This window comes from Pseudovibrio sp. Tun.PSC04-5.I4 (genome assembly GCF_900104145.1).
Lineage (GTDB): Bacteria > Pseudomonadota > Alphaproteobacteria > Rhizobiales > Stappiaceae > Pseudovibrio.
In genome coordinates this window covers 3382068-3403151 of the sequence record NZ_FNLB01000006.1, presented here as the reverse complement: position 1 = coordinate 3403151, position 21084 = coordinate 3382068, and the positions used below count along the sequence as shown (strand labels likewise).

The following is a 21084-nucleotide window of genomic DNA, read 5'->3' as shown; positions in this document are numbered from 1 at the left end:
ACTCCTCTCTGTTTAAACAAAGAGAAGGCGATCTAAAGTGCGTTGGACCTATTACAGATCCAGTTCCAGTTCCGCGCCAGCATCCTTAGCTCGGGAGCAGCATAATACCAGAGTATCCTCCCGCGCCTTCCCGCTCAAAACAAAGTCACGGTGTTCAACTTCAGCGCCTTTATATTTGGCGGTACAAACCCCACAAATACCATCAGAGCATTTCGTTGGAACAGAGATCCCCAGCTCATTAAGGACATCAGCTACACTCTTGTTCTCTGGGACCTCAATACGGTCCCCGGAAGAGGCAAGTTTCACAAAGAAGCTCGAGTTTACATAATCGCCTTGGTCTGGAACCGAGAAGTACTCTTTGTGTACTCCGTCCTCAGCCCAGCCGCATTCAGCCGCCGTGTCCAGCACACCGTCCATAAAGGCGTCCGGACCACATGTGTAAACGTGAGAGCCCTTTTCATATCCAGAAAGAATTGACTTAAGATCCGCACGCGATCCTTCACTTGAACAATGGATGAACGCTTTATCAGCCCAAGGCGCGCACTTAATTTCATCAATAAACCCGGCTTTATGTCGGTGTCGGAAACAGTAGTGCAGCTCAAACGGTTTGCCCAAATCGTGTAAGCGGTGTGCCATCGCAATCATTGGCGTAACACCAATACCGCCGCCAAACAGCAGGGTTTTTGTCGCCTCTTCATGCAGTGGAAAATGGTTGATAGGCTTAGAGATGAACACCCGCCGCCCTTCATGGAAGATCCGGTGCATCAAAGCAGAACCGCCCCGTCCACCTGTTTCCTCTAAAACCCCAATCACATACTTACTGTTGTCTGATGGATTGCCTGCGAGGGAATACTGACGCAAAAACTCTGGTGCAACCACAACATCAATATGTGCACCTGCCTCAAACACAGGTAACGGAGAGCCATCGTCCAGCGCAAATTCATAACGCGAGACCCCCTCGGCCTCCACGTCCACCTTAGATAGGCGAACAGCCAGAACCGGCGAAGAGCTTGCACTCACGGCATAAATGGGAGCTAGTTCTGACGAGCCGGCGGCAAGCCGTGACTTGTATTCCGCAGCAGAAATCATGCCCTGATAAGCTTTAATGCCAGCTTCCCGATCCATCAGAAACGGGAAAGGCCAAGGATGCGGAGCCAAATTAGCCGGATAAACCGCGAGTGTTTGATCTTCGTATTTCAAATCCAGATTCAGCTGCAAGTCGCGTGAGTTGGTCTCCTCGGCGATAACATAATTGCCTTCACCACTAGCAACCAGATCCCACCACCATTTTTTAACTGGATTGATGGAGCCGTTGCCGAGCTTGTCATCTAGTTTTGCCAGAAGCTTTGCGGAGGATGGTATAGTCATCGCCGTCCAACGGAACGGCGCCTCTGCAAACAGGCCTTCCAGATTCCATGGACACGTTTTCATGCAGCGTCCACACAAAGAACCGGCCGGTTGAGACACACGATAGCGAGCACACTTCTCAGAATCGGATTTCCAGATCTCGTAACCGTTGAACATTCGTTTTGGCCCAGCTGTGATTGCACCAGATGGGCATTCACGCGCACATTTATTGCAGCTTTCGCAAAAGCGTTGCAGACCAAAGTCAATTGGCTTGTCAAAGGTGAACGGCATATCAGTGGTCACCACACCGGACTTCAAACGCGGCCCAAGGTATGGATTCAAAATAACCTCACCAATGCGGCTTACTTCACCTAGGCCAGATAACAGAAGAAGCGGTGGCTGCAGGACTTCGCCATCGACCACAGAATGACACCGTGCGGGATAACCCAAGCGCCGGATTTGCTCCGCAACAATACCGCCAATAATGGAGGTGCGCAGATACGCCCGCATGGATTGAGCCCCGGAAATCCAGTCATCCCCGCTGGCGCCCTCCATGGTTTCATGCCCTTGGTCCACCAGAATGGAAATCGCATTTTTGTGGTATGGCGTAATTTCTTCCCCACGCGCATCATGGGAGTAATACGCGTAGTCTGGACAACGCGAGAGACCAACTGCATCGGCCCCTAGGAAATAGAGTGCAGACTTTACGTTGGCAGCGTTTTTGTCCAAATCCATCGCGCTTGGTGCAATTTCGGGTGCTGCCTCACCATCTTGCAGCAGGATCAGCGCAGCAAGAGCTCGGCGCGCACAATATCCCATTGGATTTTTAGCAAGATAACCACCGTTCTTGGCGGCTTCCTGCAATGACTTGCCCATGTCACCAAACAGCGCACGCGCAAACATGTCAGCCCGTTTTGGCACACGCGGGACGCGCGGCTCATCAATAAACGTGGTGGTCTCGTCAACCCGCTTGATCTTCTCAAACGGGAACGCGCCCATGTGGTAGTCGCGGTTCTCAAAAGGCTTGCGATTGAACGCGTTCTTGAACGTCCCCATTCCCAACTGCCAAGCTGGACCATGAGAGCTCCAGATATCTGCAAACTTGCGCGGTGCAAGTGGAAGGTCAGGTGTCAGCTCAAGCGTGGTTGTGATTGCAGCTAACGTAAACTCAGTGCCCACATATGGATTTGAAACAACATAGTCGCCATCCGTTTGCGCCACTTCAACAAGTCCAGCGGAAACAGCAAGCCGGTTGAGATCCACATCAGAGCTTGTCGTCGTGTGCGCCCTTGCCTCAACGCCCAGCAAACGCAAATAGTTCGCCAAAACGACAGCCACTTCAGCCGCGCGAATAGCGGAGCGCTGATCACAAGTGCCCGTGATCCAGTTTCCACCCGGTTCGTTTTCCCTTGGCGCGCGTGGATGTTCCATCAAAACAACCATGGCAAAGCTATGATGTGTAACTGGCCCAGGAGTAGACGCCGCGCTATCACGAACATCTGCCATGGTCACATCAATGCCAGCCGCCAACGTCTTAGGCTGAAATGTCTGAAGGTCTTGCGCCAGCTTATCCAAATCAGGGTTGCGCAGCGGCTGAGCAAGAAAGTGCTCCTCCGTCACGGCGCAAGTTCCCATCATAGATGCATCAAAAAAGTAACCAGCAGCTTTCAAGTGGTTGGAACGTTCCTGCGGATCATCTGGAATTTCAGAGAGCTTGGCATTGTGTGCACCATCGCGAATAGCATCCATGATTGCGCTGAACGACGCCATGGAATTGCTTAGGATTTCGGGGTTTTCACGATCGAAATAAACAGTTGGCTCCACACTCGGAACTTTACTCAAATCGATAGCATCCTGCGTCCGCTTCAACCGCTCTGATGGATATGGTCCAAGATGAACCTTCCTGTTCTTATAAGAAAACAGACGCATGACATTCCCCCGAGCCGGTGAACATTGGCGATTTTGTCCTTGTCCGGCATTTATTCAATTGTTTAGTAGCAACGACGATCCCCCCGACCGCGTTACTCAAAAATCATTGCCGAAATTCTTAGGCTTTGCTGCACTCATGTCAACAATAAGCCGTTTCCTCCCTTTGTTTTGAGAGAAACCCAACGGCAAAAACACAATATAATTGCAGGATTAATGACCACAATTGAGATTTTCCACTTCAAGACCCACACTTGAAGGCGGTTACTGCCAAGAATTGACCAATGCGTAAGCAACAACCTCAATCTGCATAGGACACAGAGCCTTATATTGCATCAGTGATATCGTGGGAATTGAACGATGGTGCAAAACTCACCAATTTCGCATTGTGTAATTGCGGCGCGATCGTAAGCGGCTCAACACAACAATTGATAAAACGCTGTAAACGAAGTACGGACAACGCGCACCCATACTACAAACACCCAGCCCACAAAGAGCTGATAAGCATGGAAGTGAAAGAAAGAGTCAGCCTATCAAAACAAATGCGCTTACCTAACAAACTAGGCGTCACTCAAGAAAGACACGCTTATTGAACATCAATCTCGTAGGTATGACCGCCATAAATCGTCTGCCCTGCTGAGAGCATACGAAACTTAGTCACAACCTTGTCCGTTCCGCGATAGTCCTTGTCTGGCGAATAATACATGATCAGCTCATTAGTGACCTTGCCAGCACATTTTCCAGCATTACGAGCTATGGCAGAGCGAGATTGCACAAAGCGTATAATGCCATGCTCAGGCTTTTTAACAAAAGACACTTTGCGCGGGATCGATGATGTGCAGCTTTCATGAATATAATATCCATAAACATCAAGCTTTGCAGTGCGGTTGGCGGCAACGTGCTTTTCTAAAGTATCTGCACACGCATTGGATGAGAGCAGTGCAAACATTACAATCAAAATACACTTCATCGCAATTCCACCCATTATATATGACGACTTCATATAAGCTGTAGAACCGACAACACTCAACCAAACATATGTAATATTCATATTAAGTACACAAATAGATCAGATACAAATTTTGTAGAGCTACACTTACGTTATATTCTAGTTCGAAACGCCGACTACACTTGAATTCCGGAACATGAAATCTATTTGAATTTCTCAGATTACGCCTACGCACAACCACCGAGTTGCAATTAGAAGGAACGCGGCATTCTGGCTGCAAGATCACTTGCAAAGCGTATCAGCTCGCTTTGCGAACCAAGAGACACTTTTTCAGTAACCCGTGCCAAATGGTTGCGCGCAGTGTTGTAGCTGATCTGCATTTTTTCGGCGGTCTCTCTGACAGACAGTCCAACGACAAGGTTTTGGACCAACTCAGCTTCTCGTTTTGAAACCCCCATGCATCCCTGCAAAACTTCATGAGAGGCAGCAGGCAAACTGTATGGATCAATAACGATCACCAATATCGCATCATCCGTTGGGCTAAAGCAGTTCAAATAGGCTGGTGTACGCTCCAGTGATTGAATGGGCGTCATTACAACAAAAGTGCTCGGAACAAGATCGCCTTTCAACGCGAGCGGCCCAATTGTTTTTTGGCCAAGCCGAACTCTGGTCGCCGCATCTTCCAGCAGTTTACGTTGATTATAGTGCCGGGTAGAAAGCTCACCACGGCAATCGACAAGGATACTGCGTCTGGATTTAAAAAGATTCTCAGCTTCAGCATTCGCCGCTGAAACATGAAGCCCATGATCAAGCACCAGTGCCGCACTTGGAATACGCTCAAGCCAATATGCATCAGAGGTCTTGGCATTCTCCCTCTGTTTCAACTGCAGAGCCAATGAAAACGCATTTTGGAAATGAGGGCGAATTTGCTCCAGCGTATCGCATAGGAACTGATCTTCTTTACCAACAAAGTCATCAGGCATAGTCCAAGCAACGATAGCAGCATCCCCACCCTGCCGATGCAGCAAGAAGCCGCGAGAACGATCGAATGTATTATGCTTTGAAAGAACCTGCTCGTAGAACTCAGAACGCATAATTTCCGCAGGTGGTATATAGCGTTCGCTGTATATAACGGACTGAAATGGAACCCGCTCTGCTATGGCAGGAAAAGGATTACTTGCACCACCAACCTCCATATCCTCCGCAAAACTGTCCTCAGTGTTTAGGAAAGACAAATAGTAATAATCATTGTTGGTGTAACACTGCACCTGAACACCAAACAAAACATCTTGATAGGAAGCTGCTAACGGTTCGAATACCTGACCAAGATCCTCCCCCAAAATTACGCTGGAGTACATCCTCTCTACTAGGTCTTCCTGAACAGACATTTTGCCCCTATCGCGGTACTCTTGCAGCCAGATCACTCGCCAGCCGAACCAACTCACTTTGCGAACCAGCCGACACTTTGTTCGCAATACGCGCCATATGATTACGCGCCGTATTGTAACTGATTTCCATCGCATCCGAGGTTTCACCAACAGAAGCGCCACGCACCAGATATTGGACGAGCTCCGCCTCACGGCTCGAGATGCCAAAATACTGCTGCAAATTGTCCAGCTCCGCCACAGGCAAATCACCAGGGTCAAGCACCATACATAACAGAGGTTGCGGGCCACGTACGAATTGAGCCAAATGGACTGGCGTCTCGGCAAACACATCAACTGGCATCACAACGAAAAACGGGTTGGGTGCTGCTTCCATCTCCAGCACAACTGGCCCAAGCGATTTGTTATTCAGCCTGCACTGTATCACCGCATCCTCCAGCAGTTTGCGGTGCCCATTATGACGTGAGGTGATCTCATTGCGACAATCAACATTGAGGCTTGCACTGGATGTAAAGAGGGTTTCGGCCTGTTTATTGGCAAAAGCAACATGCATGCCTTGGTCCAGAATAAAGGCCGCAGTTGGGATTTGCTCAAGCCAAAACGAATAAGAAACAAAATCACTCCGCCTTTGCTCTAAATGCATAGCAATAGAAAACGCATTTTGAAAATGGGGCCTAACAAACTCAAGCGCATTATTGAGGCTCTCGCTATCTGATCCACCAAAATCAGAGGCTATGGCAACAGATGCCATCGCAACATCTACGCCCTGTCTATGGATCATAAATCCACGCGTCCGATCAAAGGTGTTATGCTTTTTAAAAACGAGTTCATAGAATTCAGAGGCGCGAACTTCTTCCGGCCGAATAAAATCCTCGGAATGGATCAACTCATTCATCGGAGCAATTCTTGCTAGCTCTGGAAAAGGGTTGCAACAACCAGCAGCAATCATATCCTTTCCAATCTCTTCCCCCACATTTAAAAATCTGAGATGATGATAGTCTAGCGTGTTGATAGAAAGGGATTTATAGCAAAACATGGCTTCATGAAACGACGACGCAATCGGCTCTAATGCAGCCCCAATGTCCTCACCAAGCGCGATATTGGAATAAAGCCGCCTCACCACTTCATCCTGAACCTTCTGCATTTAGCTCTTTCGAATCAAGTATTGACATTTATATCTCTACGTAAATTAGATAGTAAATTTTATATATATCAACCAAACTCGGGGAGTCATTTCGAAAAATATCACTACTTACGCCAGAAGAAGAAGCTCCAAGCAGTCTCATTTCTCAACTAATTTTCATTTTGCTTGTCAGGGGTACATTCTTATTGTTTCTCAAAATTCGGTTCAAACCTAGGCTAACAGATTGATAGAACACTCTCGTAGAGAGTCTTCGCTGCAATAAATCGCGCAGTTGAATAGCCTCTTGTAACCATACTGTTGATGCAGGTAAAAAAGGACCTCACGTCCACCCATAGTTTGCTTCATTTAGACGAGATCCCCATGGCAACTTACCTTATTCAAATCGCGGTCACTGCTGACTCCATTGCAAACTTAGTTGCAAATCCTGAAAACCGTCGAGATTCAATGGTGCCAATTCTGGAGCAATTAGGCGGACGCTTTATCGGGTCATGGTTGTCATTTGGGCAATACGATTCCACTGCAATCATTGAGATGCCAGACAACATCTCCATCAAAGCTTTTGAGATGGCATGCATGGCCGGAAAAGGCCTGCGCTTTTACAACATTACACCACTAATGAGCTTTGAGGATGGATTGGAAGCGATGAAAATCGCCAAGGGACTGAACTACAAAGCTCCGGTAAAAGACGTTTAATTGTAATGCGATGTTGAAGGCGAGCCCCTTCGCCCTTGGCATTCTTGTTGCTAGATAGAGGCAACCAAACCATCCATTTTCAAGGCTTCCTCACTCAAAGGACGTATAGTACCGTTGAGGTGAAAATCGATTTCCGAGAGGAAACACATTGATGCAGAATCTCAGAACAGCAAACCTCCCCAAAAAATCACTCGATCAAACGAGCAAATTTCTTCGATTGTTTTTAGTTTGCGTAATCACCACGTTTGCTCAGTCAGCCGGTTCACTTGCATCAGAATCTCAGAGTAACAAAAATTGCGTCAGCAACGAGACATTACTTCAGAAAAATATGGAGGAATATGTAGAAAGTCCTGAGAATACTTTTCTCAATGGCTACATCTGCGATGCAATAGGTACGATGTATGTTTATGGATTAAAAATTAGTCTATCACCGCTGAAATGGCTTGAGCTGGATGTAGGAGAAAACTACCAATTCTACTACTTCATTAGGTCATACCTAAATAATCAACAAGGGTCCGAACATGCAGCAAATAACGCAATCATGAAGGGTCTGACACTAGCTACATTATCTGACAAGGCAGCCTTGATATCTGAACAAAGGAAAAATACCTACAAAACTTACCTACTGAAGGAGATATTCTATAATTCAGAAAATGCAGAAAAAATGACACAGGGGCTTCTAGATAGTTTCACTGCGATTTATGCGCATGACATGCCTTTAGAAAAGTGGACTCAAGTCAACTGCTTTATCAAACATGATATCCCGATATTTTTCACGGAGAAGATTATGCAGTCGCCAAGTTACCAGCATTGCATAGAAGCAAAAAGAGCTGAGCAATAGGGCGCTTAAAAGCTAGGATCCACCAACAACACCGCTCACAACTAGCTTCTGGTGAATGGAGATGATCTCGTCGATGTTCAGGCGGCCATCAGGGCGGTACCAAAAGCAGACGCCGGTCAGCATTGCTATGATGGCATAGGCGGCGACTTCTAAATCCACATCCGGGAATACGCCTGTCTCAACACCTTCGGCTAGAATAGATCGCAGGTTGGCTTCATAGTGACTACGCTTTTCAACCACATCCGCGCGGTACTCATCCCCCAAAGCCCGAAGCTCAAGGTTGGCGATAATAACGTCTGCTCGGCGCTCAATATGATAGCGAATGTGGAACCCCACAAAGGCACGCAAACGGGAGACCGGATCATCGCCCTTGCCTTCCAGCAGCTCCCAATCCTTAATCAGGCTGGTCATATGCTGGTTCATCAACGCTTGAAGCAAGGCATCCTTGCTCGCAAAATAACGATAGATTGACCCCGGTTGCAATCCAACCTCTGCGGCCAGCTGGCGCAAGGTCATCGCGCCAAAGCCTTTAGTTTCAATAAGGCCTCTAGCAGCTTCAAAGATTGCTTTTTGCGTATCGGCGCCCACCGATCCTTTGGTTCGTGCCACTTTTTCTTAACCTTCATCACTTTGTAGAACCAGCTAGGTCCTAAGGGTTATTGCATACTAACGGGACGCCTGTTATTAATCAAACGAACGTTCGTTTAATTACCTAAAGATCCACTGGGAAGCCGTTAAAGGCGTGGGTTGATGAGGTTCGGTAGCAGGAGGAAGCGCCGTGTTTAATGCCGTGATGAATTTTGGTCTGGGTGAAGATATTGACGCCCTTCGTGAAACGATCAGTCGTTGGGCTCGGGGAAAGTTAGCACCGCGCGCCGCTGAAATTGACAAGGAGAACGAGTTCCCCAATGAACTCTGGAAAGAGATGGGCGATCTCGGCTTGCTTGGCATGACAGCAGACCCAGAATACGGTGGAACTGGCATGGGTTACCTCGCCCACGTTATTGCGGTTGAGGAAATCTCCCGCGCCTCCGCATCCGTTGGCCTATCCTACGGCGCACACTCCAACCTGTGTGTGAACCAGATCAACCGTCACGGCACGCCAGAGCAAAAATCCAAGTACCTACCCAAGCTCTGTTCTGGCGAGCACATTGGCTCTCTGGCCATGTCCGAGCCGGGTGCTGGGTCTGATGTTGTCTCCATGAAGCTACGTGCCGAAAAGCGCAATGACCACTACGTGCTTAACGGCAACAAAATGTGGATCACAAACGGTCCAGATGCCAACACACTGGTGGTCTACGCAAAAACAGATCCTGATGCTGGCGCAAAAGGCATGACAGCCTTCATCATCGAAAAAGGCATGAAGGGCTTCTCAACAGCTCAAAAGCTGGACAAGCTCGGCATGCGCGGCTCCAACACCTGTGAGCTGGTGTTTGTGGATTGCGAAGTCCCTTCTGAAAACATTCTCGGCGAAGAAGGCCGCGGTGTAAACGTACTGATGTCCGGTCTGGATTACGAGCGTGTCGTGCTCTCCGGCGGTCCTTTGGGCATCATGGCAGCAGCCATGGACGTTGTTGTGCCTTACATCCACGAGCGCAAACAGTTTGGCCAAGCCATCGGCGAGTTCCAGCTGATGCAAGGCAAACTGGCGGATATGTACACGCTCATGAACGCCTCCCGTGCCTATGTTTATGCTGTGGCTGCTGCGTGTGATCGTGGCGAAACCAGCCGCAAGGATTCTGCTGGCTGCATCCTCTACACCGCTGAAAATGCGACCAAACTGGCGCTGGAAGCAATCCAGTCTCTGGGTGGCAACGGCTACATCAACGAATACCCAACGGGCCGTTTGCTGCGTGATGCAAAACTATATGAAATCGGTGCCGGCACCTCAGAAATCCGCCGCATGCTGATTGGTCGTGAACTCTTCGTGGAAACTGCATAATGGCTATCATAAAGTCACAGATCCCAACCGGATCGGAAAGCTTCAAACACAATCGCGAGCAACACCTGCAAGCGATGGGAGTGGTACGAGACGCCAGCGAAGTTGCCCTGATGGGCGGCGGCGAAGGCCCACGCGAACGCCATATCTCACGCGGCAAAATCCTGCCGCGTGAACGTGTTGCCCGTTTGATTGATCCCGGCTCACCATTCTTGGAAGTCGGCCAGTTCGCAGCCCATTCAATGTATGATGGGGCCTCGCCCTCTGCCGGTATTATCACCGGTGTTGGGCGCGTCAACGGCATTGAATGCATGATCGTTGCCAACGATGCGACTGTTAAGGGCGGCACGTACTATCCGCTAACAGTGAAGAAGCACCTGCGTGCCCAAGAGATCGCGATGGAGAACAACCTCCCTTGTATCTACTTGGTGGATTCCGGCGGCGCAAACCTGCCTCAGCAGGATGAAGTGTTCCCGGATAGGGACCATTTTGGCCGCATTTTCTTCAACCAAGCCAACATGTCTGCCATGGGCATTCCGCAGATCGCGGTTGTTATGGGGTCTTGCACGGCAGGTGGCGCCTACGTCCCTGCCATGTGCGACGAAGCTATCATAGTGAAAGAGCAAGGCACAATTTTCCTCGCCGGTCCTCCGCTGGTGAAAGCCGCCACGGGCGAAATCGTATCTGCTGAAGATCTGGGCGGGGGGGATGTTCATACTCGCCTGTCCGGCGTGGCAGACCACCTGGCCCGAGATGACGCCCACGCTTTGGCTTTGGCACGTCAAGCTGTGTCCAACCTCAACCGCCGCAAACCCGATCAGCTCAAGCTGCAAACGTCGGAAGACCCGCTTTACGATCCTGAGGAAATCCTCGGCGTTGTTCCAGCAGATCTGAAAACACCATATGACGTGCGCGAAGTCATCGCCCGTGTGGTAGATGGCTCCCGTTTTGATGAATTCAAAGCCCGCTACGGCACCACGCTTGTGACCGGCTTTGCTCACATCCACGGCATGCCAGTCGGCATCATCGGCAACAACGGCATCCTGTTCTCAGAAGCCGCGCTCAAAGGCGCGCACTTTGTTGAGCTGTGCTGCCAACGCAAAATTCCGCTGGTCTTCCTGCAAAACATCACCGGCTTCATGGTCGGGCAGAAGTATGAGGCTGGCGGCATCGCAAAAGACGGCGCTAAGCTGGTAACAGCCGTGGCCTGTGCCAAGGTTCCCAAAATCACCATGCTCATTGGTGGTAGCTTCGGCGCTGGCAACTACGGCATGTGTGGCCGCGCCTACTCTCCGCGTATGCTCTGGACATGGCCAAACTCCCGCATCTCCGTGATGGGTGGCCCTCAGGCTGCTGGCGTTCTGGCAACCGTCCGCCGTGATGGTATCGAGCGCAAAGGTGGTGAATGGTCCGCAGGGGATGAAGCAAACTTCAAACAGCCGATCATTGATCAGTTTGAAGAGCAAGGCCATCCGCTCTACGCCTCCGCTCGCCTCTGGGATGATGGAATTGTTGACCCGCGCAAAACCCGCGACGTGTTGGCCCTCTCCCTCGCAGCAACCCTCAACGCGCCAATCGAAGATACGCCGTTCGGCGTCTTCCGCATGTAAGGGGCCTGGACATGTTTAAAAAGATACTCATAGCAAACCGTGGCGAAATCGCTTGTCGCATTGCCAAGTCCGCCAAAGCTCTGGGCATGAAGGTTGTTGCTGTCTATTCAGACGCAGACCGCGATGCCCGCCACGTGCAAATGGCAGATGAAGCCTATCGCCTCGGCCCACCACCCGTGGCCGAAAGCTACCTCAACGTGAAAGCCTTGCTGAATGCAGCAAAGCTGAGCGGTGCAGATGCAATCCATCCGGGTTACGGTTTCCTCTCAGAAAATCCTGAGTTCGTGGAATCGGTTGAGGCAGCAGGTCTCGTTTTCATCGGCCCACCAGCAGACGCAATCCGCGCCATGGGCCTCAAGGATGCAGCAAAAGCCTTGATGGAAAAATCAGGCGTCCCAATTGTTCCCGGTTATCACGGCAGCAATCAGGATGCCGACTTCCTGAAAGCGGAATCCGATAAGATTGGCTATCCGGTTCTCATCAAAGCCCGCGCAGGCGGCGGCGGCAAAGGCATGCGCCGTGTTGATGACCCTGCCGATTTTGTGGAAGCTTTAGAAGGTGCCCAGCGCGAGGGCCAATCCAGCTTTGGTGACCCGCGCGTTCTCATCGAGAAATACATTCTCTCTCCGCGCCACATCGAAGTGCAGGTCTTCTGCGATGGTCATGGTAACGCCGTGCACCTGTTTGAGCGCGATTGTTCCCTTCAACGTCGCCACCAGAAAGTCATCGAGGAAGCTCCAGCTCCCGGCATGACTGAGGAAATGCGCGCAGCTATGGGCGATGCAGCTGTCAAAGCTGCACAAGCCGTTGGCTATGAAGGCGCTGGCACTGTTGAGTTCATCGTGGATGGCTCTGATGGCCTTCGGTCTGACCGGTTCTGGTTCATGGAAATGAACACCCGCCTTCAGGTGGAGCACCCGGTCACAGAGGCAATCACCGGGCAGGATCTGGTCAACTGGCAGTTCACGGTTGCGGCTGGTGGTACTCTGCCAAAGATGCAGGATGAGCTTTCCATCAACGGCCATTCGTTTGAAGCCCGCGTCTACGCAGAGGATGCCGAAGCTGGGTTCCTACCAGCAACAGGCACGTTGCAACAGCTCAAACTCCCCTCCCGCTTTGCCCGTATTGATAGCGGCATTCGTCAAGGTGATACCATCACGCCGTTCTATGACCCGATGATCGCAAAAATCATCACTCATGGAGACACCCGCGAAGCCGCGCTTGCAAAGCTTGCACTGGCCTTGGAAAAATCTCAGGCGGTCGGCTGTACCACCAACATCACCTTCCTGCACAGACTGGCAACACATGCCGGCTTCATGAAAGGCGAGATGGATACAGGCCTGATTGAACGGGACTTAGAAGAGCTAACCGCAGCTCCTGCCCCAACTCAGCAAGCCCTTGCCATGGCGGCCCTGATTGAGCTTGGCTTTGCAAATGCCCCTGCCGAAAGCGTCGACCCATGGGATACGTTGGTTGGTTGGCGCCAATGGAGTGCAGCAAAACAATTTGCGCATCTCAACTGGCGCGGTGAGCAGACAGAAGTATCTGCTGGCCGTCATCACGATGGTAGCCTGACAGTCTCCATTGAGGACACCTCCTACGACCTGCGCATACTGACCAACAAAGGTCAGCATCTGCGCATTGATATTGATGGAACCGTCATCGCAGCGGACTTCTTCCAAACCGCCACATCCCTCACCCTGTTTATGGGCGAGAACACGTGGCACTTTGATCTGCCAGACCATTTGGCGGATGAAGAACAGGAAGGCGCAAGCGGCAATGTTATCACCTCCCCAATGCCGGGGCAGGTTCGCGCCGTGAACTGCGCAGCCGGTGATAGCGTGAAAGAAGGCCAAACCCTCATCGTAACAGAAGCAATGAAGATGGAGCATTCCCTCACAGCACCGCGAGACGGCATCGTAGCAGAAGTGATGGCACAAGCCGGTGATCAGGTGCAAGAAGGTGCTATTCTGCTAACTCTGGAAGAAGAGGAGGCATAGCCATGTTGCCATCAGCAAGCACCTATGAAGAACTCTGCGAGAAGTTTGAATGGGATGTGCCGGAATACTACAATATTGGCGTGGATATTTGCGATAAGTGGGCGGATGTTGACCCAGCCCGCGAAGCGCTGATCTTTGCTGAGGAAGGTGGCAAAACCACCTCCTATTCCTTTCAGAACTTGAAAGACCTCTCCAACAAACTGGCAAACCTCCTCAGTTCCCATGGAGTTGAGAAAGGCGACCGCGTTGGTATCCTGCTGCCACAAGCACCGGAGACCGCCTACTCCCACATTGCCATTCACAAACTGGGCGGCATCTCCATTCCGCTCTTCACGTTGTTTGGTGAAGAGGCTCTCGAATACCGGTTAGAGAACTCAGGTGCCAAAGCACTCATAACCAACAATGTGGGCGCCGCAAAACTCGCTCAGATTAGATCCGCTTTGCCAGAGTTGGAACTGATCCTCAACATCGACGGCCCCGAGCACGGCACAATTGATTTCCACGCGGAGCTAGCAAAACAAAGCACCGAGTTCACGCCACTGAAGACCAAGGCAGAAGACCCGGCAATCATCATCTACACCTCCGGCACCACCGGCCAACCAAAGGGCGCACTGCACGCACACCGCACCTTGCTTGGTCACCTGCCCGGTGTAGAGCTGCCGCATAACTTCTTCCCACAAGAAGGCGACCGCTTCTGGACGCCTGCAGACTGGGCGTGGATTGGCGGTTTGATTGATGTGCTCCTGCCATCGCTCCACCACGGCGTTCCCGTTGTTGCCTGCCGCTTCAAAAAATTCACCGGTGAAGCAGCGTTCCAACTGCTTCAGGACCAAAAGATCCGCAACGCGTTCATTCCGCCAACCGCCCTGAAAATGATGCGGCAGGTCGAGAACCCACAAGACCGCTGGGATTATAAACTACGATCCTTGGGAAGCGGCGGTGAGGCTCTTGGCGCGGAACTGATCCAGTGGGGTCACGACACGTTTGATCTTAACATCAGCGAGTTCTATGGCCAGACGGAGTGCAACCTTGTTGTCTGCACCTGTGCTGAGATTATGGAAATCCGCCCCGGTGTTACTGGTAAAGCGACTCCAGGCTTTGACGTGCAGATCGTGAATAACGATGGCATCCCACAGGAAACTGGCATGTTGGGCAATATCGGCATTCGTGCACCAGCACCGGTGATGTTCCTTGAATACTGGAAGAACCCGGAGGCCACCAAAAACAAGTTTGCTGGCGGTTTCCTACTAACGGGTGACAAAGGCGTGAAGGACAAAGATGGCTGGATCCAGTTTGTGGGGCGTGATGATGATGTCATCACCTCATCTGGGTACCGCATCGGCCCGGGAGAGATTGAGGACTGCCTGCTGAAACACCAAGCTGTCGGCATGGCAGGCGTGATCGGCAAACCAGACCAACTGCGCACTGAAATTGTAAAGGCCTATGTGGTTCTGCGGGACGGAATAGAGCCAACAGACCAGCTCGCCAAAGAGCTGGCCCAGTTTGTAAAGCAGCGCCTTGCAGCACATGAATATCCGCGAGAAGTTGAATTTGTCGAAGCCCTGCCAATGACAACAACCGGAAAGGTGATCCGCAGAGAACTTCGTGCCCGCGCCGTCGACGAGGAGATTTGATTGGTCATGAACAAAAAACTCACCCTATTTGAAATGGGCCCACGCGACGGCCTGCAAAACGAAAAAGCACCTATTCCAACTGCGGACAAAATCTCGCTGATCAACCAGCTGTCTGACTGCGGATTTGAGAAGATCGAAACATCCAGCTTCGTCTCCCCCAAATGGGTTCCACAAATGGCAGACGCGGCAGAGGTGTTTGCAGGCATCACCCGCAACCCCGGCATCCGCTACACAGCGCTCACGCCAAACCTGAAGGGCTATGAGCGAGCAAAGCTGGCCGGAGCCGATGAAGTTGCAATCTTTGCATCAGCCTCAGAGGGATTTTCTCAAAAGAACATCAACTGTTCCATTGAAGAGAGCTTTGAACGCTTCGCCCCTATCATTGAGGCCGCCAAAGCAGACGGCATTCCGGTTCGCGGCTATGTCTCTTGCGTGGTTGAGTGCCCTTATGATGGCCCAACCCCGGCTCAGAACACAGCAAGGGTCTCCCAACGTCTATTACAAATGGGTTGCTATCAGGTCTCGCTCGGCGACACCATCGGCACTGCAATTCCTGAAACCACTGAGGAAATGCTCAATGCTGTTTTGAAAGTTGTGCCAGCAGAAAAGCTCGCTGGCCACTTCCATGACACCAAAGACTTCGCACTGGCTAACATCATGTCCAGCATCAAAATGGGCCTTCGCACCTTCGATGCAGCTATTGGCGGCTTGGGCGGGTGTCCCTACGCACCCGGAGCAAAGGGCAATGTGAGCACTTTGGCTGTCGCAAAAATGGCAAGGATGCTGGATTACGACACCGGCCTTGATATCGAGAAGCTGGAAAAAGTGCAGGATTTCATTCTCTCCATCAAGGAAGCAGCCGCATGACATTTGAAAATATCCGCATTGAGAAAGCCGAGAACGGCATCACCACGCTCTGGCTGGCCCGCGCTGAAAAGCACAACGCCATGAATGCCCCGATGATGGACGAACTCGCACAGGCGGCGGATCAGTTGGACGATTGCGAGCAAACCCGCGCCATCATTCTGGCAGCAGATGGGGCAACTTTCTGCGCTGGCGGTGATCTGAAGTGGATGCAAGCACAGGCGGAAAAAGACCGCATCGGCAAAATGCAGGAGGCCAATCGCCTCGCAGGTATGCTGAAGCGTCTCGACAGCTTGAAGAAGCCACTCATTGCTCGTGTTCACGGCCCTGCTTACGGCGGCGGCATTGGAATGCTCAGCGTATGTGATCTGGTTGTTGCCGCTGAAGGCACCAAGTTCGCCCTGACTGAAACGCGCCTCGGCCTCATCCCAGCTACCATTGGCCCCTATGTTGTCCGTCGCCTTGGTGAAGGTCATGCCCGACAGGTGTTTATGAACGCGAGAGCGTTTGGTGCTGAGCGCGCGCTGCATCTTGGCCTCGTCTCCATCGTGACAACGCCGGAAGACCTGATCGCAGTTACTCAAGAGGAAGCAGAAGCTTATCTCAACTGCGCTCCGGGCGCTGTGGCAGATGCGAAAGCTCTTTGCCAAACTCTGGCACGTATGCCTGTAGAAGATCAGATTGACCACACTGCAAACGCCCTTGCGGATCGCTGGGAAACCACTGAGGCTCAGGCAGGTATTGCTGCATTCTTTGCAAAAGAAACACCGCCATGGCGTAAATAAAACGTCACCCTGTCTTTTTGGCCTGCGGCATATGCACAAATGCGGAGTTTTTTCTTTACTTGCTGGATTGCTTTGTTACATAGCATTTAACGAAAAAACGAGAAAAGAATGCCGTCTGCACTGCAGCACCTCAGGTCAAAACAGGATATACATACCCTTGTCTTCATAGCAGGGACTGTTTTGCTGAATGCAATTGGCGCAGGTCTGATTATTCCGGTAACGCCTGATCTCGTCGCACAACTCAGCCAAACAACCATTTCCAATGCAGCTCTTTGGGGCGGATACATTGCAGCCAGCTATGCAGCAATGCAATTTCTGTTCGGCCCAGCGGTAGGCGCAATCTCGGACCGTTTCGGGAGACGCCCTATCCTACTGATCTCACTTGCAGTCCTCACACTGGACTACCTGTTGATGACCTTTGCGGGAGAGCTCTGGATTCTATTTGTCGGACGTTTGCTCGCGGGCATAGCCAGCGCAACCTATGCAACCGCCTACGCTGCAATATCAGACATTTCTACCAACGGAAAACGCGCCACACGCTTCGGCATGGTTGGCGCAGCTATTGGCTTTGGATTTGTCATTGGCCCTGTGCTTGGCGGAACACTCGCAATCTTCGGCGTTCGTGTGCCTTTCTACATCGCAGCGGTACTCATCGCAGTCACCTTTGCCTACGGCTTGTTTTACATGCCGGAAACACTGCCAAAACACGCGCGAAAACCCATCCGCTGGCGCAGAGCAAACCCAGTAGGCGCTGCTCTGGACATTGCCCAAACTCCTGTGTTGTTGTGGTTCTTCGTTGCCCTGTTTTTGTTTGAGCTGGCAAATTTCGTCTATCCAGCCATCTGGCCCTACTACACCATTGAGGCATTCAACTGGACAACGGCACAAGTTGGCCTGTCTCTCGCTGTCGTTGGCATCGGCTTTTCAAGTGTAAAAGGCGGCCTGATCCGTTGGATCATTCCCCGCAAAGGCGAAGCCCAAACCGTGCTCTATGGCTTCTTTTTTGCCGTAATAGCCCTCTTGGGTTTTGCATTCGCACCCAACACCCTCACAGTTATCTTGCTGCTTCCATTGGCTGCCCTTGGTGCAATGATCCCACCCGCTATGATCGCCCTTATGAGCAATCACGTCGCACAGGATAAACAAGGCCGACTACAAGGCGCTCTGACAAGCGTGATAGGCTTGACGCTTGTTCTATCTACTTTGGTGATGACGCAATTGTTTACCAACTTCACCGCCGATGGCGCTGAGATCTACTACCCCGGCGCACCCTTCCTGCTGGCAGCAACTCTTATGCTTCTAGCGGTGGGACCATTCTGGCTTGGGCTGAAAAAACTGAAGATCAAACGTTAGTAGCCAGATATTCATCTGTCGACTCGACGTACCCATGCACAAAAGTCAGAGACGCGAACACAGCTCTCTCTACCACATCAACCTTACACTCGCTGTCATGGGCTGAATACTCAACCGCACAACAGGCATCATAAATAACGGTGATCGGATATCCGAGCTCGACAGTCGCGTGCGCTGCAGCCATAACACAACTCTTGGTCATGGAGCCACAAATAACAATTTCCTTCACGCCATTCTCATCAAGGATTTCCTTGAGGTTGTTATTTAGAAAGATGTTGGAGTCGTACCTTATGACAATCGGCTCCCCCTTTTGTGGACAAGCAATCTCATTAATTTCGGTGCCAATTGTTCCTTCAATGCAAAACGGCTGCCCCTCTTTTTTAAACACATGTTCGATGTGAACAATGGTATCATGACGGGCCCTAGCATCTTCCATAAGACGACACGCATTGGTCGCTGATGCGATGAGTTTATCATATTCACGCTTTGCGTTGGGGACGTAGTCGTTTCGACAATACACAACAAGCAAAGCTTTTTTCTTGGTCATCTCTCGGTCTCTCAGCCTTATGGAGTTATCGGATAGTTCTACCAAGCCCTCCTTAACGGACAGAAGAATTTGCTATTTACATTTAAGATAAAAAACAGACTTCATCACACCCTCAAATTCAATCCACTTTCTGTAGGTATTCATTGGTTGAGACGATATTGCTGCAGATGAAAGACAGCGATGCCATAATAGCAGCCTGAACAAATTCCTGTTGGGATGATTGATCACATGAACCCGGCTCACGTGTCGCGCAAGCATCATAGACAATCGTAATCGGATACCCCAATTCTGTCGTCGCATGAGCTGCCGCAGCAATGCAATCTTTACTCATCGACCCGCCAATAATGAGCTCCCCGATATTCTCATCATCCAGTATCTGCTTGAGGTTGTTATTGAGAAAAATGTTGGAAGTGTATTTCGTAACCACTGGCTCGGTTGGAAGAGGTCGCGCCAAATCGTGAATCTCTGCACCTATGGTTCCCTCAACCGTAAAAGGCGCATCTTTCTCTTTAAACCGATGTTGAATATGAACAATAGTCTGGTTTTGGGTGCGTGCATTGGCCAGCAACATCTGAATGTTTTCAGCAGCCTCCAGCTGTCCTTCCAACTCGCATTTTCCGCCGGGAAAGAAATCATTCTGGCAATCAATAATGAGCAGCGCTTTATTTGTCATATTTGGCTCAATACCTTCCCGTCACACGCCAACGCTCAACAGTCTAATCGATATCCATTGACGGAACTGAGCGAGAAAAGGAGTATTTTTAAAAAACCTACAAATAACAGGAGGCTTCACTTCCACACCTCTGTTTTGGATCAAACAGTTAGGTATTCCTCTGTCGAGACCACTTTCCCATAAGCAAAGGAAAGGGAGGCCATAATCGCACCCTGCACGTATTTAGCGGGAACAATTTCACCTTCAAATTCAAGATCACATGTAGAGCACGCATCATAGATAACCGTGATGGGATATCCTAAATCAACCGTGGCTCTGGCTGCTGCATCAATGCACATGTGAGACATGCCACCGCAAATCACCAGTTCTTCGACTCTCGCATCTTTGAGGATCTGCTGCAGATTGGTGTTGAGGTAGCTGTTGGCAAAGTATTTCACCACCACAGGCTCATTTTGGAGTGGTTTCGCTATCTCATGCAGTTCTGCGCCAATTGTTCCCTCAACCAGAAAGGGAGCATTTTTGTCTTTAAAGATATGCTGAACGTGAATAATGCTTTCGTCTTTGTCACGAGCATCCTTCAGCAACCGCCTGATATTGGCAGCGGACTCCATTTGACCTTCCAACTCGTACTTTCCTCCCGGGAAGAAGTCGTTCTGGCAATCAATGATAATCAGGGCAGTTTTGGACATATCCATCCTGCGGCACAGTTTATTCGGTACCTGGTTTGCTAGTTCTTTATTGTCTCAAGAAATTCATCTGTCGAAATCACATGACTATGCGCGAACCTCAACGAGGCCATCATGGCTGTATGAACATGGTCTGAAGGAACGATTGTGCCGTTAAACTCAAGATCTTCGGTCGCGCAAGCGTCATATATAATTGTCAACGGATACCCAAGATCCAATGTTTGGCGGGCAGTAGCATTTACGCAATTCTGGCTCATCGAACCACACATGACGATCTCTTCAACGCCAGCATCAACCAGAATTTGCTCCAGGTTGGTGTCCTTATAACCATTCATATAGTTCTTAACGACAACGGCTTCCCCATTAACTGGTTTGGCGCATTCGTTAATTTCAGTCCCAGGTGTTCCCTCAATAAGATAAGGCTCTGTCTTATCTTTATACATGTGCTGCAAGTGAATCACATTTTCTTCATTGGAACGAATTCCTTCCAATAGACGAGCAATGTTTTTCCCTGCATCAACCTGTCCCTCAAGGGGACACGCACCACCTGGAAAATAGTCATTCTGGCAATCGATAACAATCAGGGCCTTTTTGGACATCGGCACACCTCGAACTGTTGGTTCTATTCAAATCAACAATAGTCCCAACACCTTTAAGCATACCGGATATAACACTATGGATTTTATAAAATCCCGACCTAACAAAACG

At 50.5% G+C, this 21084-nt stretch carries 18 protein-coding genes; 9 read left to right on the top strand and 9 right to left on the bottom strand.

Annotation, left to right across the window (positions count from 1 at the left end; genetic code table 11):
• Positions 1-51: 51 nt before the first annotated feature.
• The 4 genes from BLS62_RS21140 to BLS62_RS21125 all read right to left on the bottom strand — a co-directional run bounded on the left by BLS62_RS21140 (position 52) and on the right by BLS62_RS21125 (position 6751).
• On the bottom strand, positions 52-3276 hold the full coding sequence (locus BLS62_RS21140) for a 2Fe-2S iron-sulfur cluster-binding protein (protein WP_093185424.1): 3225 nt from the start codon (positions 3274-3276) through the stop codon (positions 52-54).
• Between the two features lie 583 nt (positions 3277-3859).
• Positions 3860-4324, bottom strand: a complete 465-nt coding sequence (locus BLS62_RS21135) for a hypothetical protein (protein ID WP_208991005.1) — start codon at positions 4322-4324, stop codon at positions 3860-3862.
• Between the two features lie 149 nt (positions 4325-4473).
• Positions 4474-5667, bottom strand: a complete 1194-nt coding sequence (locus tag BLS62_RS21130; RefSeq protein WP_208991004.1) for a helix-turn-helix transcriptional regulator — start codon at positions 5665-5667, stop codon at positions 4474-4476.
• Entirely contained in the window at positions 5618-6751 is a 1134-nt protein-coding gene (locus BLS62_RS21125; RefSeq protein ID WP_093185416.1) for a helix-turn-helix transcriptional regulator, read from the bottom strand. The genes BLS62_RS21130 and BLS62_RS21125 overlap by 50 nt, the downstream gene beginning before the upstream one ends.
• A gap of 360 nt (positions 6752-7111) precedes the next feature.
• On the opposite strand from BLS62_RS21125, the gene BLS62_RS21120 reads away from it, so the two are divergent.
• Together BLS62_RS21120 and BLS62_RS21115 are read left to right on the top strand one after the other, a co-directional pair.
• Positions 7112-7444, top strand: coding sequence for a GYD domain-containing protein (locus BLS62_RS21120; protein WP_159436559.1), 333 nt, complete (start codon positions 7112-7114; stop codon positions 7442-7444).
• 151 nt (positions 7445-7595) lie between these two features.
• Positions 7596-8285, top strand: a complete 690-nt coding sequence (locus tag BLS62_RS21115; RefSeq protein WP_093185407.1) for a hypothetical protein — start codon at positions 7596-7598, stop codon at positions 8283-8285.
• A gap of 12 nt (positions 8286-8297) precedes the next feature.
• Here the strand turns inward: BLS62_RS21115 and BLS62_RS21110 are convergent, their stop codons facing one another.
• Positions 8298-8894, bottom strand: a complete 597-nt coding sequence (locus tag BLS62_RS21110) for a TetR/AcrR family transcriptional regulator (RefSeq protein ID WP_093185402.1) — start codon at positions 8892-8894, stop codon at positions 8298-8300.
• 184 nt (positions 8895-9078) lie between these two features.
• Here BLS62_RS21110 and BLS62_RS21105 point away from each other — a divergent pair, with 184 nt between their 5' ends.
• From BLS62_RS21105 to BLS62_RS21075, 7 genes are all read left to right on the top strand, one after another.
• On the top strand, positions 9079-10227 hold the full coding sequence (locus BLS62_RS21105) for an isovaleryl-CoA dehydrogenase (RefSeq protein WP_200798609.1): 1149 nt from the start codon (positions 9079-9081) through the stop codon (positions 10225-10227).
• The gene (locus BLS62_RS21100; protein WP_093185396.1) at positions 10227-11834 is read left to right on the top strand and encodes a carboxyl transferase domain-containing protein; all 1608 of its coding nucleotides are present in this window, start codon (positions 10227-10229) and stop codon (positions 11832-11834) included. The genes BLS62_RS21105 and BLS62_RS21100 overlap by 1 nt, the downstream gene beginning before the upstream one ends.
• Before the next feature lie 11 nt (positions 11835-11845).
• Complete coding sequence (locus BLS62_RS21095; RefSeq protein ID WP_093185393.1) at positions 11846-13834, top strand: acetyl/propionyl/methylcrotonyl-CoA carboxylase subunit alpha; 1989 nt, start codon at positions 11846-11848, stop codon at positions 13832-13834.
• Positions 13835-13836: 2 nt separating this feature from the next.
• Positions 13837-15468, top strand: a complete 1632-nt coding sequence (locus BLS62_RS21090; RefSeq protein WP_093185390.1) for an acyl-CoA synthetase — start codon at positions 13837-13839, stop codon at positions 15466-15468.
• Positions 15469-15474: 6 nt separating this feature from the next.
• Positions 15475-16335, top strand: coding sequence for a hydroxymethylglutaryl-CoA lyase (locus tag BLS62_RS21085; RefSeq protein ID WP_093185387.1), 861 nt, complete (start codon positions 15475-15477; stop codon positions 16333-16335).
• Positions 16332-17117, top strand: a complete 786-nt coding sequence (locus BLS62_RS21080; RefSeq protein ID WP_093185384.1) for an enoyl-CoA hydratase-related protein — start codon at positions 16332-16334, stop codon at positions 17115-17117. Before BLS62_RS21085 ends, BLS62_RS21080 begins: the two co-directional genes overlap by 4 nt.
• A gap of 108 nt (positions 17118-17225) precedes the next feature.
• The gene (locus BLS62_RS21075; RefSeq protein ID WP_093185381.1) at positions 17226-18470 is read left to right on the top strand and encodes an MFS transporter; all 1245 of its coding nucleotides are present in this window, start codon (positions 17226-17228) and stop codon (positions 18468-18470) included.
• Here BLS62_RS21075 and BLS62_RS21070 read toward each other — a convergent pair.
• From BLS62_RS21070 to BLS62_RS21055, 4 genes are all read right to left on the bottom strand, one after another.
• Complete coding sequence (locus BLS62_RS21070; RefSeq protein WP_093185376.1) at positions 18460-19017, bottom strand: isochorismatase family protein; 558 nt, start codon at positions 19015-19017, stop codon at positions 18460-18462. The genes BLS62_RS21075 and BLS62_RS21070 overlap by 11 nt on opposite strands.
• Positions 19018-19135: 118 nt before the next feature.
• Positions 19136-19690: an isochorismatase family protein gene (locus tag BLS62_RS21065; protein WP_093185372.1), complete on the bottom strand. Its 555-nt coding sequence runs from the start codon at positions 19688-19690 to the stop codon at positions 19136-19138.
• Positions 19691-19830: 140 nt separating this feature from the next.
• Positions 19831-20379 carry a cysteine hydrolase family protein gene (locus BLS62_RS21060; RefSeq protein WP_093185369.1) on the bottom strand — a complete coding sequence of 183 codons (549 nt, stop codon included), beginning with the start codon at positions 20377-20379 and terminating at the stop codon, positions 19831-19833.
• A 38-nt stretch (positions 20380-20417) separates the two neighbouring features.
• Positions 20418-20975: a cysteine hydrolase family protein gene (locus BLS62_RS21055; RefSeq protein ID WP_093185364.1), complete on the bottom strand. Its 558-nt coding sequence runs from the start codon at positions 20973-20975 to the stop codon at positions 20418-20420.
• Positions 20976-21084 lie beyond the last annotated feature (109 nt).

What these genes read in the sequence shown, in the direction of transcription:
- BLS62_RS21140 (WP_093185424.1), bottom strand. Translation starts at nt 3,276, where the DNA reads ATGCGTCTGTTTTCTTATAAGAACAGGAAGGTTCATCTTGGACCATAT.
- BLS62_RS21135 (WP_208991005.1), bottom strand. Translation starts at nt 4,324, where the DNA reads ATGAATATTACATATGTTTGGTTGAGTGTTGTCGGTTCTACAGCTTAT.
- BLS62_RS21125 (WP_093185416.1), bottom strand. Translation starts at nt 6,751, where the DNA reads ATGCAGAAGGTTCAGGATGAAGTGGTGAGGCGGCTTTATTCCAATATC.
- BLS62_RS21120 (WP_159436559.1), top strand. Translation starts at nt 7,112, where the DNA reads ATGGCAACTTACCTTATTCAAATCGCGGTCACTGCTGACTCCATTGCA.
- BLS62_RS21115 (WP_093185407.1), top strand. Translation starts at nt 7,596, where the DNA reads ATGCAGAATCTCAGAACAGCAAACCTCCCCAAAAAATCACTCGATCAA.
- BLS62_RS21105 (WP_200798609.1), top strand. Translation starts at nt 9,079, where the DNA reads ATGAATTTTGGTCTGGGTGAAGATATTGACGCCCTTCGTGAAACGATC.
- BLS62_RS21100 (WP_093185396.1), top strand. Translation starts at nt 10,227, where the DNA reads ATGGCTATCATAAAGTCACAGATCCCAACCGGATCGGAAAGCTTCAAA.
- BLS62_RS21095 (WP_093185393.1), top strand. Translation starts at nt 11,846, where the DNA reads ATGTTTAAAAAGATACTCATAGCAAACCGTGGCGAAATCGCTTGTCGC.
- BLS62_RS21090 (WP_093185390.1), top strand. Translation starts at nt 13,837, where the DNA reads ATGTTGCCATCAGCAAGCACCTATGAAGAACTCTGCGAGAAGTTTGAA.
- BLS62_RS21085 (WP_093185387.1), top strand. Translation starts at nt 15,475, where the DNA reads ATGAACAAAAAACTCACCCTATTTGAAATGGGCCCACGCGACGGCCTG.
- BLS62_RS21080 (WP_093185384.1), top strand. Translation starts at nt 16,332, where the DNA reads ATGACATTTGAAAATATCCGCATTGAGAAAGCCGAGAACGGCATCACC.
- BLS62_RS21075 (WP_093185381.1), top strand. Translation starts at nt 17,226, where the DNA reads ATGCCGTCTGCACTGCAGCACCTCAGGTCAAAACAGGATATACATACC.
- BLS62_RS21070 (WP_093185376.1), bottom strand. Translation starts at nt 19,017, where the DNA reads ATGACCAAGAAAAAAGCTTTGCTTGTTGTGTATTGTCGAAACGACTAC.
- BLS62_RS21065 (WP_093185372.1), bottom strand. Translation starts at nt 19,690, where the DNA reads ATGACAAATAAAGCGCTGCTCATTATTGATTGCCAGAATGATTTCTTT.
- BLS62_RS21060 (WP_093185369.1), bottom strand. Translation starts at nt 20,379, where the DNA reads ATGTCCAAAACTGCCCTGATTATCATTGATTGCCAGAACGACTTCTTC.
- BLS62_RS21055 (WP_093185364.1), bottom strand. Translation starts at nt 20,975, where the DNA reads ATGTCCAAAAAGGCCCTGATTGTTATCGATTGCCAGAATGACTATTTT.